The sequence below is a fragment of the Pengzhenrongella sp. genome (genome assembly GCF_036565025.1).
Taxonomy (GTDB): Bacteria; Actinomycetota; Actinomycetes; order Actinomycetales; family Cellulomonadaceae; genus Pengzhenrongella.
Map to the genome: position 1 here is coordinate 1 of NZ_DATCNW010000259.1, position 14,615 is coordinate 14,615.

Genomic DNA, 14,615 nt, shown 5'->3' on the forward strand with positions numbered 1-14,615 from the left:
GCCGTGGTGATCGCTCGGCTCGACGCTGGGTCAGGCGGACCGTGGCGCGTCAGATCCCGGATCGCTGCCAGGGCGACCTCGCGGGTTGCCGACCTCGCGGGTAGCCCGGCGACCTCGCGGGTAGCCCGGGAGTTCGACGCCGGGCCGGTGTTCAATCCGGCGAGTGGGCGGGCTTAGTGCATCGCTCTGTGCAGCCAGAGTGCAGTGAATGAGACGTTTTGGTGCACTTTCGCTGCACAGAGCGCTGCTCTGAGGTCGACCAGGCGGACTTGCCGGCGATCTCGGACACTGGCTGGACCGACGAAGTCGCGTGAGATCGGCGAACCGAGTCGGCGAACCTCAATCCGCACGCTTCGGGACCTCAGCGCCGTCGCGAAGCACCTCATTGTGTCCGCGAAGCACATCAGTGCCGCTCTCAACGACCCACGGAAGTGTCAGGAGAGCCAAGACTCCCTCAGATCCCGGTTGCGTAGGATCTGCCGTCGTGAGCACCCCGAACCTGACGTTGTACCTGGTCCGACACGGCCGCACCGTCTACAACACCGAGCACCGCCTGCAGGGCTGGTGCGACTCCCCGCTCACGCCCGACGGGCGCGCAGGCGTGCGCGTGACGGCGCACGACCTGCGCGGCAGGTCCTTCGCAGCCGCCTACTCGAGCTCGTCGGGCCGCGCCGTCGACACGGCGAACGAGATCCTCGCGCACCACCCGGATACACCGCTGACCAGCGACGACGACCTGCGCGAGTTCAGCTTCGGCGATCTCGAGGCGACCCACGAGGCCGAGCTGTTCGCCCGCGTCGACCCGCAGGAGATGTTCGGGGAGGTCTTCGCGGGCACCTTCCGCGGGTTGCCGGGCGGGGAGCCCGCGGTGGTCTACCTCGACCGCGTCCGCAGGGGTTTCAGTCGCATCGAGCGCGCGCACGAGCCCGGCGCGGAGGTCCTCGTCGTGAGCCATGGCGTCACGCTGATGGCGTACCTCGGCATGGTCGGCGGGCGGCGGCTGCACCCGCTGCCGAACGCGAGCATCTCGACCGTGGAGATCACGCCCGACCGTAGCCGTCGCATCACCTCGCTCGGGCTCGACCCCTCGGGGCAGGGCATCCCGCGATCCATCGTGCCGGCGTCCGACCCGGCCTGAGCCGCCCCGCCCAGCCGCGCCGGCTCTGACGTCGGTTTGCGCTGCGAGCCGGCAGGTGTTGTCGCAAGATTGCCGTATGGACGAGCTACTGACTCTGCACCGGGTGAACGCCGACAAGTTCACGTCCCTGGTCGACGCCATCGGTGATCGCTGGGACGCCCCGACACCGTGCGCCGACTGGTCGGTACGCGACCTCGTGAACCACCTGACCGCCGAGCAGCTGTGGGTACCCGAGCTCCTGGCCGGGCGCACCATCGCCGACGTCGGCGACAAGTTCGAGGGCGACGTGCTCGGCGAGGACGCCGTCGCGACCTGGCGGCAAGCCATCGTCGCGGCCGGGGCGGCGTTGATGGCGGAGGGCGCCCCCGACCGAACCGTCGAGCTGTCGGTCGGCCCGCGCGCGGCCCGCGACTACCTCGAGGAACTGGTCACCGACCTCGCGATCCACGGCTGGGACCTGGCCAGCGCGCTGCACCTCGACGAGACGATCGACCCGCCGACCGTGGACCGCCTGCTGATCGAGTGGACCGCGCGGTCCGCCGAGCTGCGGCACCCGCTGTTCGCCGAGGCCCTGCCCAGCACGTCGTCGGACGACCCGCAGACGGCCCTGCTCGCCCTCTTCGGCCGCCGCGCCTGAGCCCAGCGCCCCTCCGGGCACGGCGCAGTGCCCCGGGGCACCCGGAGCTACCAGCCGCCGACACCCCCGCCGCCACTGCCGCCGCCGGAGAACCCCCCGGAGAAGCCCGACGACCCCGACGAGCCGGGGGTCGGCGCCGAGATCGACTCGGACGCGATGGCCGAGAAGCTCTCCATCGCCTGCCCGAACGAGTTCGAAGCCAGCCAGAACGCACCCAGGTGGTACCCGCCACCGCTGTACCAGGTGGGCTCCGGGACCTGGCGGCCCTGCGCGGCGAGGCGCTCGAAGATCCCGGACCAGCGCTCGGTGAGCCCGAACACGATCGCGAGCGGCAGGTACCGGCTGAACAGGTCCTCGCCCTCCTCGAACCTCAGCTGCTCCGCCTCGGCGGTCGCGAGGTACTGCCGGAAGCCGAGGGTCTGGGCAAGCACCGCCGTGCCGTCGGCCGTCCGCGCGGGTGCCGTGCGGGCCACCCCGAGCAGGACGACGCCGACCAGCAGCAGCGCGACCCCGACGAGCCCCCAGTGCGTGAACGCGGCGAGCAGCACGGTCAGACCGGCACCGGCCAGGGTCAACAGGCCCCCGGCGACGTACCAGCGCGTGCGCACGGACTTCGGGTTCCCACGGAACCAGCCATGCTGGGTGACGTCGTCGTACAGCTGGCCCTGCACCAGGGTCATGGACTTGGCAAACGTCGTCTTGAGGTCCGACAAGGTCACCTCGGAGCGCCCGACGAAGATGGCGTTGAGCAGCGTCCGCTCGTACGGCGCGAGCGCGTCGTCTGCGGCGCGCAGCGCGATCATGCGCCAGTCCGCGCCGCGCCCGAGGGCGTTCGCAGCCCCGGTCTGCTCGATCCGCAGATACCCCCGCACCGCGAGGTCGACGATCGTCGCGGTGACATCCCGCGGGTCCGCACGCTCGTCGATCAGCGTGCCGAGCTGGCCCGCGCGGAACTCGGCCGGCGGGGTGAAGTGCACCGCGATCGGCGTCCGGCGCGGTCGGGGCCCGACGCCGCCCGGCTGGTCACCGAGCGGCGCCAGGCCGGGGACCTGGTCCAGGTACTGCTCGTCCCGGCCGCGCTGCCGGGCCCGGCTCAGCACGAGGCCGATCCCGACGAGCAGCACGGCGATCGTCGCGGAACCGGTCCACGGGTTGAGAGTGAACGCCTTGCCGAGCTCCCACCGCTCGTGCAGGATCGGCGCGGCGTCTGTGAACGTTCCCGGCGCGTAGCCCGCGTCGACGGTCAGGGCCTCCCCCGGCTCGATGGATCCCTGCACGAACCGGGCCCGTGACCCGTCGACGGCGGCCAGGTCGCACGAGCCGGTCGCGCCCACCGAGCCCGCGAAACAGGCCACCTTCCGCACCGGCGCCGGCCCGTTGACAGTGATGCTGACGTTCGACAGCGGGATCGTCAACGTGTCGCCGATCGCGTTCCAGTACAGCTCGTCCCCGGCGTTCGTCGTGTCCGCCGAGTTGACCAGCCCGCGCGCGGTGTAGGTGATCGTGTACCGGTGCGTGCCGCTGACGTCGTCCTTGCTCTCGTCGCCGACGTCGACCTGGAGCCAGCCGTTGTCCTCGGAGAGGTTGACGTCGGCGGGCGCGGCCTGCGGATCGTCCGAGGTCGCGTGGATGTCGGTGTACTCGTAGACGCGGTCGAACTCGTCGTCGTACCTCTGCGTGGTCGGCAGGGTGATGTACGGCCCGTGGCCGGGGTTGTCGCCGAAGTCGAAGTCGAAGTCGAGCCGGACGTGCATGGTCCCGTCCGCGGCGAGGTCGACCGTGGCGTCGTAACGCGTGATGTGCCGGCCGGACGTCGCGGCCTGGGCGGGCAGCGCGACGGCGACCAGCAGCGCGCACAGCACCGCGATCAGGGCAGCGACGCGAGCACGCTGCGAGGCGAACGGCGAGTGTCGCGCGGACCCGGCTCGGTCAGCGGTCACGGTGGGTGGAGATGGCGCGCTGGGCCTCGCGGGTGTCCTGCTTCTCGCGAAGCGTCTGCCGCTTGTCGTACTCCTTCTTGCCGCGCGCGAGAGCGATCTCGACCTTGGCCCGCCCGTCCAGGAAGTACAGCGAGAGCGGCACGATCGTGTGCCCCTTCTCCTGCGTCTTGGACTGCAGCCGCTCGATCTCGTGGCGGTGCATCAGGAGCTTGCGCTTGCGCCGCGGCGCGTGGTTCGTCCAGGTGCCCTGCGAGTACTCGGGGATGTGCACGCCCTCGAGCCAGGCCTCGCCGCGGTTGTCGATCGAGCAGAACCCGTCGACCAGGGACGCCCGTCCCGCGCGCAGCGCCTTGACCTCGGTTCCGGTCAGCATCAGACCGGCCTCGAACACGTCCTCGATGAAATAGTCGTGCCGCGCCTTGCGGTTGCTGGCGACCAGCTTGCGCACCTGCTCCTGGGCCACCTGCCAGCCTCCATGTTCGTCCTCGCCGCTGTCCTTCGTGCCAGTTCAGCCTAGAGGATCGCGCTCTCGGGGCCGACCGGCTACAGGCCGAGCGAACTGCGGGGGTTCACGGGCGAGCCGTTCTTCCATACCTCAAAATGGAGGTGACATCCGTTGGCGTTTCCGGTCGCGCCGGCGAAGCCGATGAGCTGACCCCGAGAGACCCCCTGTCCCGGGCTCACGATGTATCTGGTCAGGTGGTAGTAGGCGCTTGCCAACAACGTCCCGCTCACGAAACCGTGGTTGATCATCACGCGGTTTCCGAGCGCGGCGCTGGACTCCGCCCACAGCACGGTGCCGGCGCGGGCCGCGAAGATGGGAGTACCACACTGGGCCCGCAGATCGATGCCCGCGTGCAGCTTGTAAATTCCCGTGACGGGATTGACCCGCATGCCAAACTCCGATGTCACGTACATCGGGTTGACCGAGGTCGGGTTGGCGAACAGCACGCCGGTGAGGTTCCCCGACGGCGCCTGGTAGATCCTGCCCGCGGCCCGGGCGGCCGCGGCGGCGGCCGCCCGCTGCCTGGCGATGATGCCGGCGAGCTCGCGAGCGATCGCGTTGCGCTCGGCATCGACCCTGGCCTCTTCGGCCTGGGCCTGCGCCCGCTTGCTGGCGATGAGCTTCTTCTTGGCCGCTTGCTCGGCGATCAGCTTGACGATCTCGGCCTGCCGGGCGGCGGCCGCGGCCCGGGCCCTGTCGGCCTCGACGACCTTCGCGTCGGCCTCGACCTTGAGCTCGGCGACCCGGTCCTTGACCGCGACCAGCCGCGCGCGCCCGTTCCGGTTCGTGGCGGAGATCTGCTCGAGCTCGTTCAGGGCGCGGGTCTGGGTGCGCAGCGCGGTCGAGATCATGCCGTACTGGTCCACGAAGTCCTGGGTGCTCTTCGCGTCCATGACCACGCTCAGGCCGGTCGCGGCGGTCTCGCCCTTGTACGCGCGCCGCGCCATCTGCCCGACGGCGGTCCGGATCGTCGCGTCGCGCGCGTCGTCGGCCGTGATCGTCGAGGTGATCGACGTCTCCTGCGCCTTGGCGTCCACGAGCCGCGCCGCGATGAGCACCGCCTCGCGCTGGGAGGCCTCGAGCTCCTTCTTGGCCGCGGCCAGCTCGGCCCGCGCGATCGGCAGGCGAGCCTCGGTCGCCTGCAGGTCGAGGACCGCCTGGCCGAGCTCGGCGCTCAGCCCCTCGATCGAGGCCGCGAGCTGCTCGGCGCGCTTCGCCTGCTGGGCCGACCGGGCCTCGGCGTTGCGGCGCTGGTCGTCATAGCTGTCACCCATGGCCGGTGCGGCGATCGCGGTCAGCGCGACGAGCACGGCGGTGATGGTGCTGGCGATCAGGCGGCGACGGGTTCGCCGCATCCGGGGCTGCGTCATGGGCTCAGACCTTCGTGTAGCGACTCAGAGTGACCACCGAGGAGATCGCAGCGAGCACGACCGCGGCAGCTACCAGATACGGGGCGATGGACCACACATTGCTCGTGTCGATGTAGTCGACGAAGGTCACGGAACTGCCGAGCCAATCGGTGACCAGGTAACGGACCCCCAGCCAGAGGCCACCGACGGCCAGACCCGCGCCGATTGTGGCAGCAATCGCGCCCTCAAGCATGAAAGGGAGCTGAATAAACAGGTTGGATGCTCCGACCAGACGCATGATTCCGGTCTCCCGGCGCCGGCTCATCGCCGACAGCCGGATCGTCGTCGTGATCAGCAGGACGGCGGCGAGCAGCATCACGGTGGCAAGTCCGACCGAGATCAGGGTCGCGCGGTTGAGCACGAGAAAGAGCGTGTCGAAGATCCGTCGCTGGTCGAGCACTTCCTCGACGCCCTGGCGGCCCGTGAGCACGTCCGCGACCACCTGGTACTTCTGGGGGTCGGCGAGCTTCACACGGAAGGAGGAGTTCATGTCGTCCGCGGTGACCGCCTTGGCCCACGGCTGGTCGGAGAGCTTCTTCTGGAACGACTTGAACGCGTCCTGCTTGCTCTCGTAGTACACGGTCTGGACGTACCGCTTCAGCTCCGGCGAGGCGAGCTCCGCCTTGACCGCTTGCTTCTGCTCGGGGGTGACCTCACCCGAGGCGCAGGTCGGCAGCTCCGAGCCGCGCGGGCACAGGAAGACCGAGACCTCGACCTTGCCGTACCAGTCGTCCTTCATCTGCGCGATCTGCTGCTGGAGCAGTGCGGCGGCGCCGACGAAGGTCAGGGACACGAACGTCACGAGAATGACCGAGATGGTCATCGACAGGTTGCGGCGCAGGCCGATGCCGATCTCGGAAAGGATGAACTGCAGTCTCACACGAACTCCTCAGCGCGCCGAGCCGTACGCACCGCGGGACTGGTCACGGACCATCTCGCCGGCGGACAGCTCGATCACGCGCTTGCGCATCTGGTCGACGATCTCGTCGTCGTGGGTGGCCATCACCACGGTCGTGCCGGTCCGGTTGATCCGGTCCAGCAGACGCATGATGCCGAGCGAGGTGGTCGGGTCGAGGTTCCCGGTCGGCTCATCGGCCAGCAGGATCGTGGGCCGGTTGACGAAGGCGCGGGCGATGGCGACGCGCTGCTGCTCGCCTCCGGACAGCTCGTGCGGGCGGCGCTTCTCCATGCCCGCGAGCCCGACCATCTCCAGCGTCTCCGGCACCGTGGTCATGATGTGGTGCCGCGGCTTGCCGATCACCTGCAGCGCGAACGCGACGTTCTCGAACACGCTCTTGTTCGGGAGCAGGCGGATGTCCTGGAAGACGACGCCGATCTGGCGGCGCAGGTGCGGCACCTTCCAGGTCGAGAGCCTCGCGAGGTCGTGGCCGGCCACGAAGACCTTGCCACCGGTCGGACGCTCCTCGCGCATCACCAGGTGCAGGAAGGTGGACTTCCCCGACCCGGAGGCACCCACGAGGAACGCGAACTCGCCGCGCTCGACCTCCAGGGTCACCTGGTCGAGGGCTGGCCGCGCGCCGCGCGCGTAGACCTTCGTCACGTTCTCGAAACGGATCACAGCAACCGTTGGCCATTTGTCGGGGACATGGAAGGGCGAAGCATGGCCGGTTCAAAGTCTAAGCAGACGCACCGGGCGTTTTTGGGCAGAAACGCCGACTGTTTGCGCTCTTCACCCGGTGATTTGGGGTGATCTGCGGGAGTTGGTCCGTTATGTAGCGGGCCCGCTACTTGGCCGGGTCGTCCTGTCCGCGGCGCCAGCGGATGCCGGCCTCGATGAAGGCGTCGATGTCGCCGTCGAACACGGCGGAGGTGTTGCCGACCTCGTACTCGGTGCGCAGGTCCTTGACCATCTGGTACGGGTGCAGCACGTAGGAGCGCATCTGGTCGCCCCAGCTCGCCTTGATGTCGCCGGCCATGGCCTTCTTGGTGGCGTTCTCCTCGGCCTGGCGCTGGATCAGCAGGCGGGACTGGAGCACGCGCAGGGCCGCGGCGCGGTTCTGGATCTGCGACTTCTCGTTCTGCATCGACACCACGATGCCGGTCGGGATGTGGGTCATCCGGACCGCGGAGTCGGTCGTGTTGACGGACTGCCCGCCGGGGCCGGACGAGCGGAACACGTCGACCTTGATCTCGTTCTCGGGGATCTCGATGCTGTCGGTCGTCTCGATCAGCGGGATGACCTCGACCGCGGCGAACGACGTCTGGCGGCGTCCCTGGTTGTCGAACGGCGAGATCCGCACCAGGCGGTGAGTGCCGGCCTCGACCGAGAGGTTGCCGAACGCGTACGGCGCCTTGACCTCGAAGGTGGCCGACTTCAGGCCGGCCTCCTCCGCGTAGGACGTGTCGAGGACCGTCGTCGGGTAGCCGTGCCGCTCGGCCCAGCGCAGGTACATGCGCATGAGCATCTCGGCGAAGTCGGCGGCATCGACGCCGCCCGCGCCGGACCGGATGGTCACCACGGCCTCGCGGATGTCGTACTCGCCGCCGAGCAGCGTGCGGACCTCGAGCTCGCGCAGGTTGTCCCGGATCGAGGAGAGCTCGGCCTCCGCTTCGGCGAGCGTCTTCGCGACGTCGTCGAGGTCGGCGCTCACGTCCTCGGTGGCCATCTCGACGAGGGTCTCCAGGTCGTCGAGGCGGCTGTCGAACTTCTCGACGCGGTCCAGCTCGCTCTGCGCGTAGGACAGCGCAGAGGTGACGGCCTGCCCCGCGTCGGGGTCGTCCCAGAGGTCGGGGGCCGAGGCCCGCTCCGACAGCTCGGCGATCTTGGTCCGCAGTGCCGTGGGGTCGCTGACCGCCCGGATCGAGTCCAGGGTGCTGCGGAGGGTGCGGATCTCGGCCGCAAAATCGGTGGCTGCCACGGCAGTCAAGGTTACAGGCCCGCGCGCGCGGGTCGGCGCCGCCCCCTCACCAGGCCCGCGCGCTCGAGGTGACGCGCAAGGTGATCCCGTCGGACCACGGCGCGGTCACCCAGCTGAGCAGCACGGGCCGCGCGACCGCGGTGAGCGTCACGCGCGCGGTGTGCCCGTCTGGCGTGACCGCCCGGCTGAGCGTGACGGCCTCCAGGCCGTCGGTGGCCGGGTGCGCGGCCAGCTGGGCCGCCGCCGCGCGGCGGACGTCGTCGTCCGTGAGCGGCACGACGGCGCCGGTGCGCGGTTCGCCGGCCCGGCCGCGGTAGAACGAGTCGAGGTCGAGGGCGTCGGCCGCGCCGAGCGAGACGTCGTCGGCGAGGGTGAACAGCCGTTTGCGCTCGAGGTGCACGCTCGTGGCCGACACGACCGAGGTCACCAGGAGCAGCGCGAGAGCTCCGAAGGCGATCGACAGCAGGGTGATCTGCCCCGCGTCGCGGCCCGCGCGGGTCAGCCGGGCCCGCAGCCTCCCGACGACGGCGGCGAGGTTGCCCGCCCCGGTGCGGGCCGGTGCGCTCGGCACGTCAGCCCGCCCCGCGGTAGGTGTCGACCGGTGCGACGTGGTCGGCGCTCACCGGTACGGACAGTGGCACGGCCGACCGGCCGAACGTCGGCACGAACGGCAGGGCGACGTCGAAGGCGACCCGGACCAGCACGGTGCTGCCGGGCGCGAGGCACGGGTCGCTCGAGCAGTCCAGCGCGAGCGCGCCGGCGGCGTCGACGCCCCGGAATCCCTGGTCCGCGAGCGCGAGGTGCACGGCCGCGACGGCGCGCCGGGTCCCGTCGTCGGGCCCGGCCGCCGTGGTGAACGCGCGGCCGGCCTCGCGTGCGGCGCCCTCCGCCGCGAAGCTGGCGGCCTGGAGCCGGCCGAGCACCAGCACGAGGTACACGATCGGCACCAGGAGCAGGACCGTCACGGCGAGGAACTCGATCACCGAGCTCCCCCGCTCGTCGCGCCTCATCGGGCCTCCCGCAGCGCGTGCCCGGTGACGCTGATCGCGCCGGCTCGGCCGAGGAGTCCGGCGACCGGCAGGGGCGCCCGCACGCGCACCTCGATCACGGGCACGCCCTCGAACGTCGAATCGGTGACCGTGACGTCGTCCGCGAACCCGGGGGCGAGCGAGAGCCCGATCAGCGCCCGGGTGCGCGCGGCGCCGTCGGCGGGGCTCCGGTCCGCCAGGGCGGCGTACCGGGCGCCCTCGGCCGCGCAGTCCACGAGGGTGTTGCGCACGTGGAGCGCGAGGGTGAGCTGGATGACGGCCGCGAACACCAGCGTGACGAGCCCCGCTACGAGGGCGAAGTCGACGATCGCAGCGCCGACGTCCCCGCGCAGGCGCCCGCGGCGCTCAGCCGCCGATCTCGCCGGAGACACGCTGGATCGAGTCCGAGAAGACACCGCTCAGGGCCGGTCCGGCGATCGCCCACAGGGCCAGCACGAGCCCCGCGGTCATCAGCGTGACCAGCACCCAGCCGGGGACGTCACCCCGTTCGGAGCCGCCGAGCCATCTCCCGTGTACGCGCCGCACCATCCGTCGCACGACCATCAGTTGTTGCATCGCTGCCCCCTTGAGTCGACCTGCACCTGCTCGCCGCCGTCGAGGCGGCGAGACGTCATTGCCCGAGCTTGAGGATCGCCAGGGAGGGGAACACGGCGAAGGCGACGGTGATCGGGAGGATCAGGAACACCACCGGGACCATCATCATCACCTCCTTGCGCCCACCGGCCTCCATGAGCGCCCGCCGCCCGGACTCCCGCACGTCCTGCGCCTGGGCCCGGAGCACCTCGGCCAGCGGCGTGCCCCGCTCGACGGCGATCGCCACCCCCTCGGCGAACCTCGTGAGCGGCGCGAGCCCGGTCCGGTCCGCGAGCCGCTCGAGCGCCTGGGTGAGCGGGGTGCCGGCCCGGGCGTCGGCCAGGGTGCGCGCGAGCTCGTCGGCCAGCACACCTCGGGTGGTCCGCACGACCCGCTCGAGAGCTCCGACCGGCCCCTCCCCCGCGCCCACGGACAGCGCGAGCAGCTCGGCGACGGTGGGCAGCTCGGCCAGCATCCGCTCCTCGCGCTGGCGCACCTGACGGCCGAGCAGCTGATCGCGAGCGATCACCCCGGCGAGGCCGAAGAGCAGCACGAGGACCGACAGGCCGATGGGTGACGAGTCGCGACCTGCCGCGATCGCGAGCGCCAGGGCGAGGCCGGCGGCGAGCCCGATGACGCCCCAGACCACCTGGGCGGCGCGGAACTGCTCGACCGACTCGGGCCGGCCCGCACGCTGGAGCTTGCGGTGGAGCTCCGCCGACGGCGAGCCGAGCCGGGTGACCAGGCGCACGCCGTCGGCCATGACCGGGGCGATCAGGCGCTCGAGGGTCGGGAAGGGTGTGCGCGCGTCGGAGCCGCCGAGCAGGCCGGATCCCGTGCGCGGGGTCCGCAGGTACGGGGCCAGACGGTCCTCGAAGCGGACCCGGCGGGCGTCCAGGCGCCAGGCGACGAGCAGCAGCCCGACCCCGCCGACCGCGCCGATCACGGACCCCAGCACGACCCCGGTCACCGGAGCACCCGGGCTTCCTCGGGGAGCCGGCCGATGCGCACCATGAGCCGGTAGGCGACCACCGAGCAGACCGCACCCGCGACCAGGACGACCCCGCCGGTGACGGTGTTGAACGCGTCCGCGGCCTCCGGGCGGGTGGCAAGCAGCGCCAGCACGATCCACGGTGCCGCGACGGCGAGGCGCGCCGCGTTGACGGTCCAGCTCTGGCGCGCCTCGAGCTCGCCGCGGGTCCGGGCGTCCTCGCGCAGGAAGGCGGACAGCGTGCGGAGCAGCCGTCCGAGGTCGGTGCCGCCGACGTCGCGCGTGATGCGCAGCGCCTCGACGATGCGGTCGGCGACGGGGTCGGCCAGGCGCGCCTTGAGGGCGTCGAGGCAGTCCCCGAACCGGCCCGACGCCCGGTAGTCCTCCGCGAAAGCCCGGAACATCTCGCGGAGCTCGACGGGGCCGCGGTCCCCCAGCTGGCCGACGGCCTCGGGCAGCGAGAGCCCGGCCCGCACGCCCGATCCGAGGTGGTCGACGACCTCCGGCCAGACGTCCCGCAGGGCCGTGCGGCGCCGTCGGGCACGCGACCGGACCAGGGCCATCGGGGCGCCCGCGGCCATCCCCGCGAAGCACGCCGCGATCGCGGGCGACCCGCTCAGCGCGGAACCGGCGAGGAGCACCAGGACCGCGACCCCGGCCGACGTGGCGCACAGCGCGCGGGGCGTCACGGTCGGGGCGCCGGCCTGGACGAGGAGGTCCTGGGTGCGCTCGGCCCACCCGTTGGGCCGTGCCGGCCGGCGGGCTCCCGGGGTCCAGCACGACCACCAGACGCAGAACAGCCCGGCCCCCAGCAACAGTCCGATCACGACACCCATGTCCGCGCCCGCCCGCTCAGCGCTCGCCGCGCAGCAGCGCAGGCAGGTCGATCCCGACGCGGGCGAACCGCTCGGGGTGCGGCGGGTAGCCCTCGCCGCGCACGAGCTCGTCGCCGACGACGTGGAACAGGTCGGCGGTCTCGACCACGCCCGCCTCGGCGCGGCCGGGCACGCCCACGATCTCGCGCACCCGGCGCAGGCCGCGGTGGTCCACCTGGAGGTAGAGCACGAGGTCGATCGCGGCCGCCACGGTGGGGACCACGAAACGGTCCGAGACGTTCTCCCCCGCGAGCAGCGGGAGCGTGCAGATCTTCGTCAGCGCTTCGCGCGCGCTGTTCGCGTGGATCGTGCACATCCCGGGGACGCCCGCGTTGAGTGCGACGAGCATGTCGAGCGCCTCGGCCTCGCGCACCTCGCCGATGAGGATGCGGCTGGGCCGCATCCGCAGTGCCTCCTTGACCAGGCGGCGCAGGGGGATCTCGCCGGTGCCCTCCAGGCTCGGCTGGCGGCACTGCAGCGCGACGACGTCGCGGTGCAGTACGCGCAGCTCGAAGACCTCCTCGCAGGTCACGATGCGTTCCCGCGCGGGGATCGAGCCCGCGAGAGCGTTCAGCATCGTCGTCTTGCCGGCCTGGGTCGATCCGGCGACGAGGACGTTGAGCCCGACGGCGACCGCCGCGTCCAGGAAAGTCGCCGCGTGCGGGGTGAGCGAGCCGAGCGCCACGAGGTCGTTGACGTGGTTCGCGCGCACCACGTACTTGCGGATGTTGACGGCCCAGTGCTGGCGCGTGACGTCGGGGATCACCACGTGCAGCCGTTCGCCGCCGGGCAGTGAGGCATCCACGAACGGGCTGGACAGGTCGAGGCGGCGGCCGGACACCTTCAGCATCTGCTCGACCAGGTCCCGGACCTGCCCGGTCGACAGGATGGTGGTGGTGAGCTCCGGCTCGCCGTGCCGCGCGACGAACACCTGCGCGGGCGCGTTGATCCAGATCTCCTCGATCTCGTCGTCGTCCAGGTACCGCTGCAGCGGGCCGAGGCCGGCGACGGCGTCGACCACGGCCTTCATCGCGGCCGAGGGGTCGGTGAGCGGCGGGACGGTGCCGAGGAGGGATCGCTCGTCGTAGTCGGCGACGACGTCCGAGACCAGGTCGCGGATGCCCTGGTGGTCGCGGACGGGATCCAGGCCGCGGCGACGGATCAGCTCGCGGACCTCGTTCTCCAGGATGACCACGCCGTCCATGCCCGTTCCCCTCGTGTGCGGAAGATTCTGCGGTGGACGTGACAGTAGGGGAGGATCACGACAAAGCGCACCCAGTTACGAGTAACTGTGGAAAACGCGCTCCTTATGCACAGGATGAAAACAAACCCTTGCCAATGGCATCGAATCGTGGCTAGGGATGAAGTCCGGACGGCGCGTTGTGGGGTGTTTCGTGCGTGATCCGGCCGGACACGGGCGTGTGATCGCGGAGTTGCCGACGGGTTATCTGTGGCAAACGGCATCTAGGTGGGGATAACCGAAGGAAACAGCGGCTTCATCCACACGATGTGCGAAAGCCCGTGCAAAAGCTTGGGCCGCGCCGAGGGTGAGCACGCTCGCCGGTCCGGCGCACGGTCGTGGATCGTCCGGCCCGCACCGCCACCGCGCGTTTTCGCCCGGCCGCCCGCGCGCCTACCGTGTCCGGGTGACCAGCAACGCGCCGTCGGGCGCCCAGTTCCGCATCTCCCACGGCGAGCACCACGCCACGATCACCGAGGTCGGAGCCGGCTTGCGCGAGTACGCCGTCGGCGGCCGGGACGTGGTCACCTCGTTCGGCGAGGACGAGATCGCCCCCGCGTTCAACGGCGCGGTGCTCCTGCCGTGGCCCAACCGCCTCGCCGACGGCCGGTACACCTACGACCTCGTCGACTACCAGCTCCCGATCACCGAGCCCGAGCGCGCCACCGCGCTGCACGGCCTCGCCTGCTGGGAGCGCTGGACGCTCGCCGCGCACGACGCCGCCTCGGTCACCCTCGAGCTCGCGCTGGTGCCGACCCCCGGGTACCCGTTCGCCCTGCGCTTCCGGGTCACCTACACACTGGCCGACGGCGGGCTGCAGGTGCGGACCACCGCGACCAACGAGGGCATCAGCGGGGCGCCGTACGGCGTCGGCTTCCACCCGTGGCTCTCCCCCGCCGGCGCCGCCCTGGACGACTGCACCCTGCGGCTGGACGCGAAGACTCGCGTCACCACCGACGACCGCCTGCTGCCCACCGGAACCGAGCCCGCCACCGGCGACCTCGACTTCCGCAGCCCCCGATCGCTGCGCGGCATCGCGCTCGACGACGCGTACCTCGACGTCCTGCGGGACACGGACGGGCTGTCCTGGATGCAGCTCGCCGCGCCCGATGGAAGGATCGCCGCCGTCTGGATGGACGACTCGATGGACACCTGGCAGGTCTGCACCGGGGATGCGGTGAGCAACGTCGCCGCCCGCCGCACGGGCCTCGCGGCCGAGCCGATGAACTGCCTCGCGAACGCCTTCCGCACCGGCGACCGCCTGGTAGACCTGCGCCCCAACGAGACCCACACGGTCACCTGGGGCGCCACCCTCCTGTAAGGGTGACCCGAACCCCCCAAGCCCCCTAACGTCCGAGCGTTGACGTCCTATAGGACGT

General features: G+C 71.3%; 16 protein-coding genes. 3 read left to right on the forward strand and 13 right to left on the reverse strand.

Going from position 1 to position 14,615, the window contains the following annotated elements:
- The first annotated feature begins 484 nt into the window (after window positions 1-484).
- On the forward strand, window positions 485-1,138 hold the full coding sequence (locus tag VIM26_RS15125; RefSeq protein WP_331952617.1) for a histidine phosphatase family protein: 654 nt from the start codon (window positions 485-487) through the stop codon (window positions 1,136-1,138).
- Window positions 1,139-1,214: 76 nt separating this feature from the next.
- On the forward strand, window positions 1,215-1,775 hold the full coding sequence (locus tag VIM26_RS15130) for a TIGR03086 family metal-binding protein (protein ID WP_331952619.1): 561 nt from the start codon (window positions 1,215-1,217) through the stop codon (window positions 1,773-1,775).
- 47 nt (window positions 1,776-1,822) lie between these two features.
- Here VIM26_RS15130 and VIM26_RS15135 read toward each other — a convergent pair whose 3' ends face one another.
- The 13 genes from VIM26_RS15135 to VIM26_RS15195 form a co-directional block, all read right to left on the reverse strand.
- Window positions 1,823-3,715 (reverse strand): DUF2207 domain-containing protein, encoded by a 1,893-nt coding sequence (locus tag VIM26_RS15135; protein ID WP_331952620.1) that lies wholly within the window; start codon window positions 3,713-3,715, stop codon window positions 1,823-1,825.
- Complete coding sequence (gene smpB / locus VIM26_RS15140) at window positions 3,705-4,178, reverse strand: SsrA-binding protein SmpB (protein ID WP_331952622.1); 474 nt, start codon at window positions 4,176-4,178, stop codon at window positions 3,705-3,707. Before smpB ends, VIM26_RS15135 begins: the two co-directional genes overlap by 11 nt.
- 80 nt (window positions 4,179-4,258) lie before the next feature.
- Window positions 4,259-5,590 carry a peptidoglycan DD-metalloendopeptidase family protein gene (locus tag VIM26_RS15145; protein WP_331952624.1) on the reverse strand — a complete coding sequence of 444 codons (1,332 nt, stop codon included), beginning with the start codon at window positions 5,588-5,590 and terminating at the stop codon, window positions 4,259-4,261.
- 4 nt (window positions 5,591-5,594) lie between these two features.
- A complete protein-coding gene (ftsX, locus tag VIM26_RS15150) occupies window positions 5,595-6,509 on the reverse strand; it encodes a permease-like cell division protein FtsX (RefSeq protein WP_331952626.1) in 915 nt (304 codons plus the stop codon).
- 9 nt (window positions 6,510-6,518) lie between these two features.
- On the reverse strand, window positions 6,519-7,208 hold the full coding sequence (ftsE, locus tag VIM26_RS15155) for a cell division ATP-binding protein FtsE (RefSeq protein WP_331952628.1): 690 nt from the start codon (window positions 7,206-7,208) through the stop codon (window positions 6,519-6,521).
- Window positions 7,209-7,374: 166 nt separating this feature from the next.
- A complete protein-coding gene (prfB, locus tag VIM26_RS15160; RefSeq protein WP_331952630.1) occupies window positions 7,375-8,508 on the reverse strand; it encodes a peptide chain release factor 2 in 1,134 nt (377 codons plus the stop codon).
- Between the two features lie 46 nt (window positions 8,509-8,554).
- Window positions 8,555-9,079 carry a pilus assembly protein TadG-related protein gene (locus VIM26_RS15165; RefSeq protein ID WP_331952632.1) on the reverse strand — a complete coding sequence of 175 codons (525 nt, stop codon included), beginning with the start codon at window positions 9,077-9,079 and terminating at the stop codon, window positions 8,555-8,557.
- Window position 9,080: 1 nt separating this feature from the next.
- A complete protein-coding gene (locus tag VIM26_RS15170) occupies window positions 9,081-9,518 on the reverse strand; it encodes a pilus assembly protein (RefSeq protein ID WP_331952634.1) in 438 nt (145 codons plus the stop codon).
- Window positions 9,515-9,928: a TadE family protein gene (locus VIM26_RS15175; protein ID WP_331952636.1), complete on the reverse strand. Its 414-nt coding sequence runs from the start codon at window positions 9,926-9,928 to the stop codon at window positions 9,515-9,517. The genes VIM26_RS15170 and VIM26_RS15175 overlap by 4 nt, the downstream gene beginning before the upstream one ends.
- Complete coding sequence (locus VIM26_RS15180; RefSeq protein WP_331952645.1) at window positions 9,903-10,100, reverse strand: hypothetical protein; 198 nt, start codon at window positions 10,098-10,100, stop codon at window positions 9,903-9,905. Before VIM26_RS15180 ends, VIM26_RS15175 begins: the two co-directional genes overlap by 26 nt.
- Window positions 10,101-10,167: 67 nt before the next feature.
- Window positions 10,168-11,100, reverse strand: coding sequence for a type II secretion system F family protein (locus tag VIM26_RS15185; RefSeq protein ID WP_331952638.1), 933 nt, complete (start codon window positions 11,098-11,100; stop codon window positions 10,168-10,170).
- Complete coding sequence (locus VIM26_RS15190; protein ID WP_331952639.1) at window positions 11,097-11,957, reverse strand: type II secretion system F family protein; 861 nt, start codon at window positions 11,955-11,957, stop codon at window positions 11,097-11,099. Before VIM26_RS15190 ends, VIM26_RS15185 begins: the two co-directional genes overlap by 4 nt.
- 16 nt (window positions 11,958-11,973) lie before the next feature.
- Window positions 11,974-13,200: a CpaF family protein gene (locus tag VIM26_RS15195; protein WP_331952641.1), complete on the reverse strand. Its 1,227-nt coding sequence runs from the start codon at window positions 13,198-13,200 to the stop codon at window positions 11,974-11,976.
- A gap of 442 nt (window positions 13,201-13,642) precedes the next feature.
- Between VIM26_RS15195 and VIM26_RS15200 the strand changes: the two genes are divergently transcribed.
- The gene (locus VIM26_RS15200; RefSeq protein ID WP_331952643.1) at window positions 13,643-14,557 is read left to right on the forward strand and encodes an aldose 1-epimerase family protein; all 915 of its coding nucleotides are present in this window, start codon (window positions 13,643-13,645) and stop codon (window positions 14,555-14,557) included.
- The last annotated feature ends 58 nt before the right edge of the window (window positions 14,558-14,615 follow it).

Excerpts from the sequence above, each read along its gene's own strand:
- VIM26_RS15130 (WP_331952619.1), top strand. The coding sequence starts at position 1,215 with ATGGACGAGCTACTGACTCTGCACCGGGTGAACGCCGACAAGTTCACG.
- VIM26_RS15145 (WP_331952624.1), bottom strand. The coding sequence starts at position 5,590 with ATGACGCAGCCCCGGATGCGGCGAACCCGTCGCCGCCTGATCGCCAGC.
- VIM26_RS15170 (WP_331952634.1), bottom strand. The coding sequence starts at position 9,518 with ATGAGGCGCGACGAGCGGGGGAGCTCGGTGATCGAGTTCCTCGCCGTG.
- VIM26_RS15180 (WP_331952645.1), bottom strand. The coding sequence starts at position 10,100 with ATGGTCGTGCGACGGATGGTGCGGCGCGTACACGGGAGATGGCTCGGC.
- VIM26_RS15190 (WP_331952639.1), bottom strand. The coding sequence starts at position 11,957 with ATGGGTGTCGTGATCGGACTGTTGCTGGGGGCCGGGCTGTTCTGCGTC.
- VIM26_RS15195 (WP_331952641.1), bottom strand. The coding sequence starts at position 13,200 with ATGGACGGCGTGGTCATCCTGGAGAACGAGGTCCGCGAGCTGATCCGT.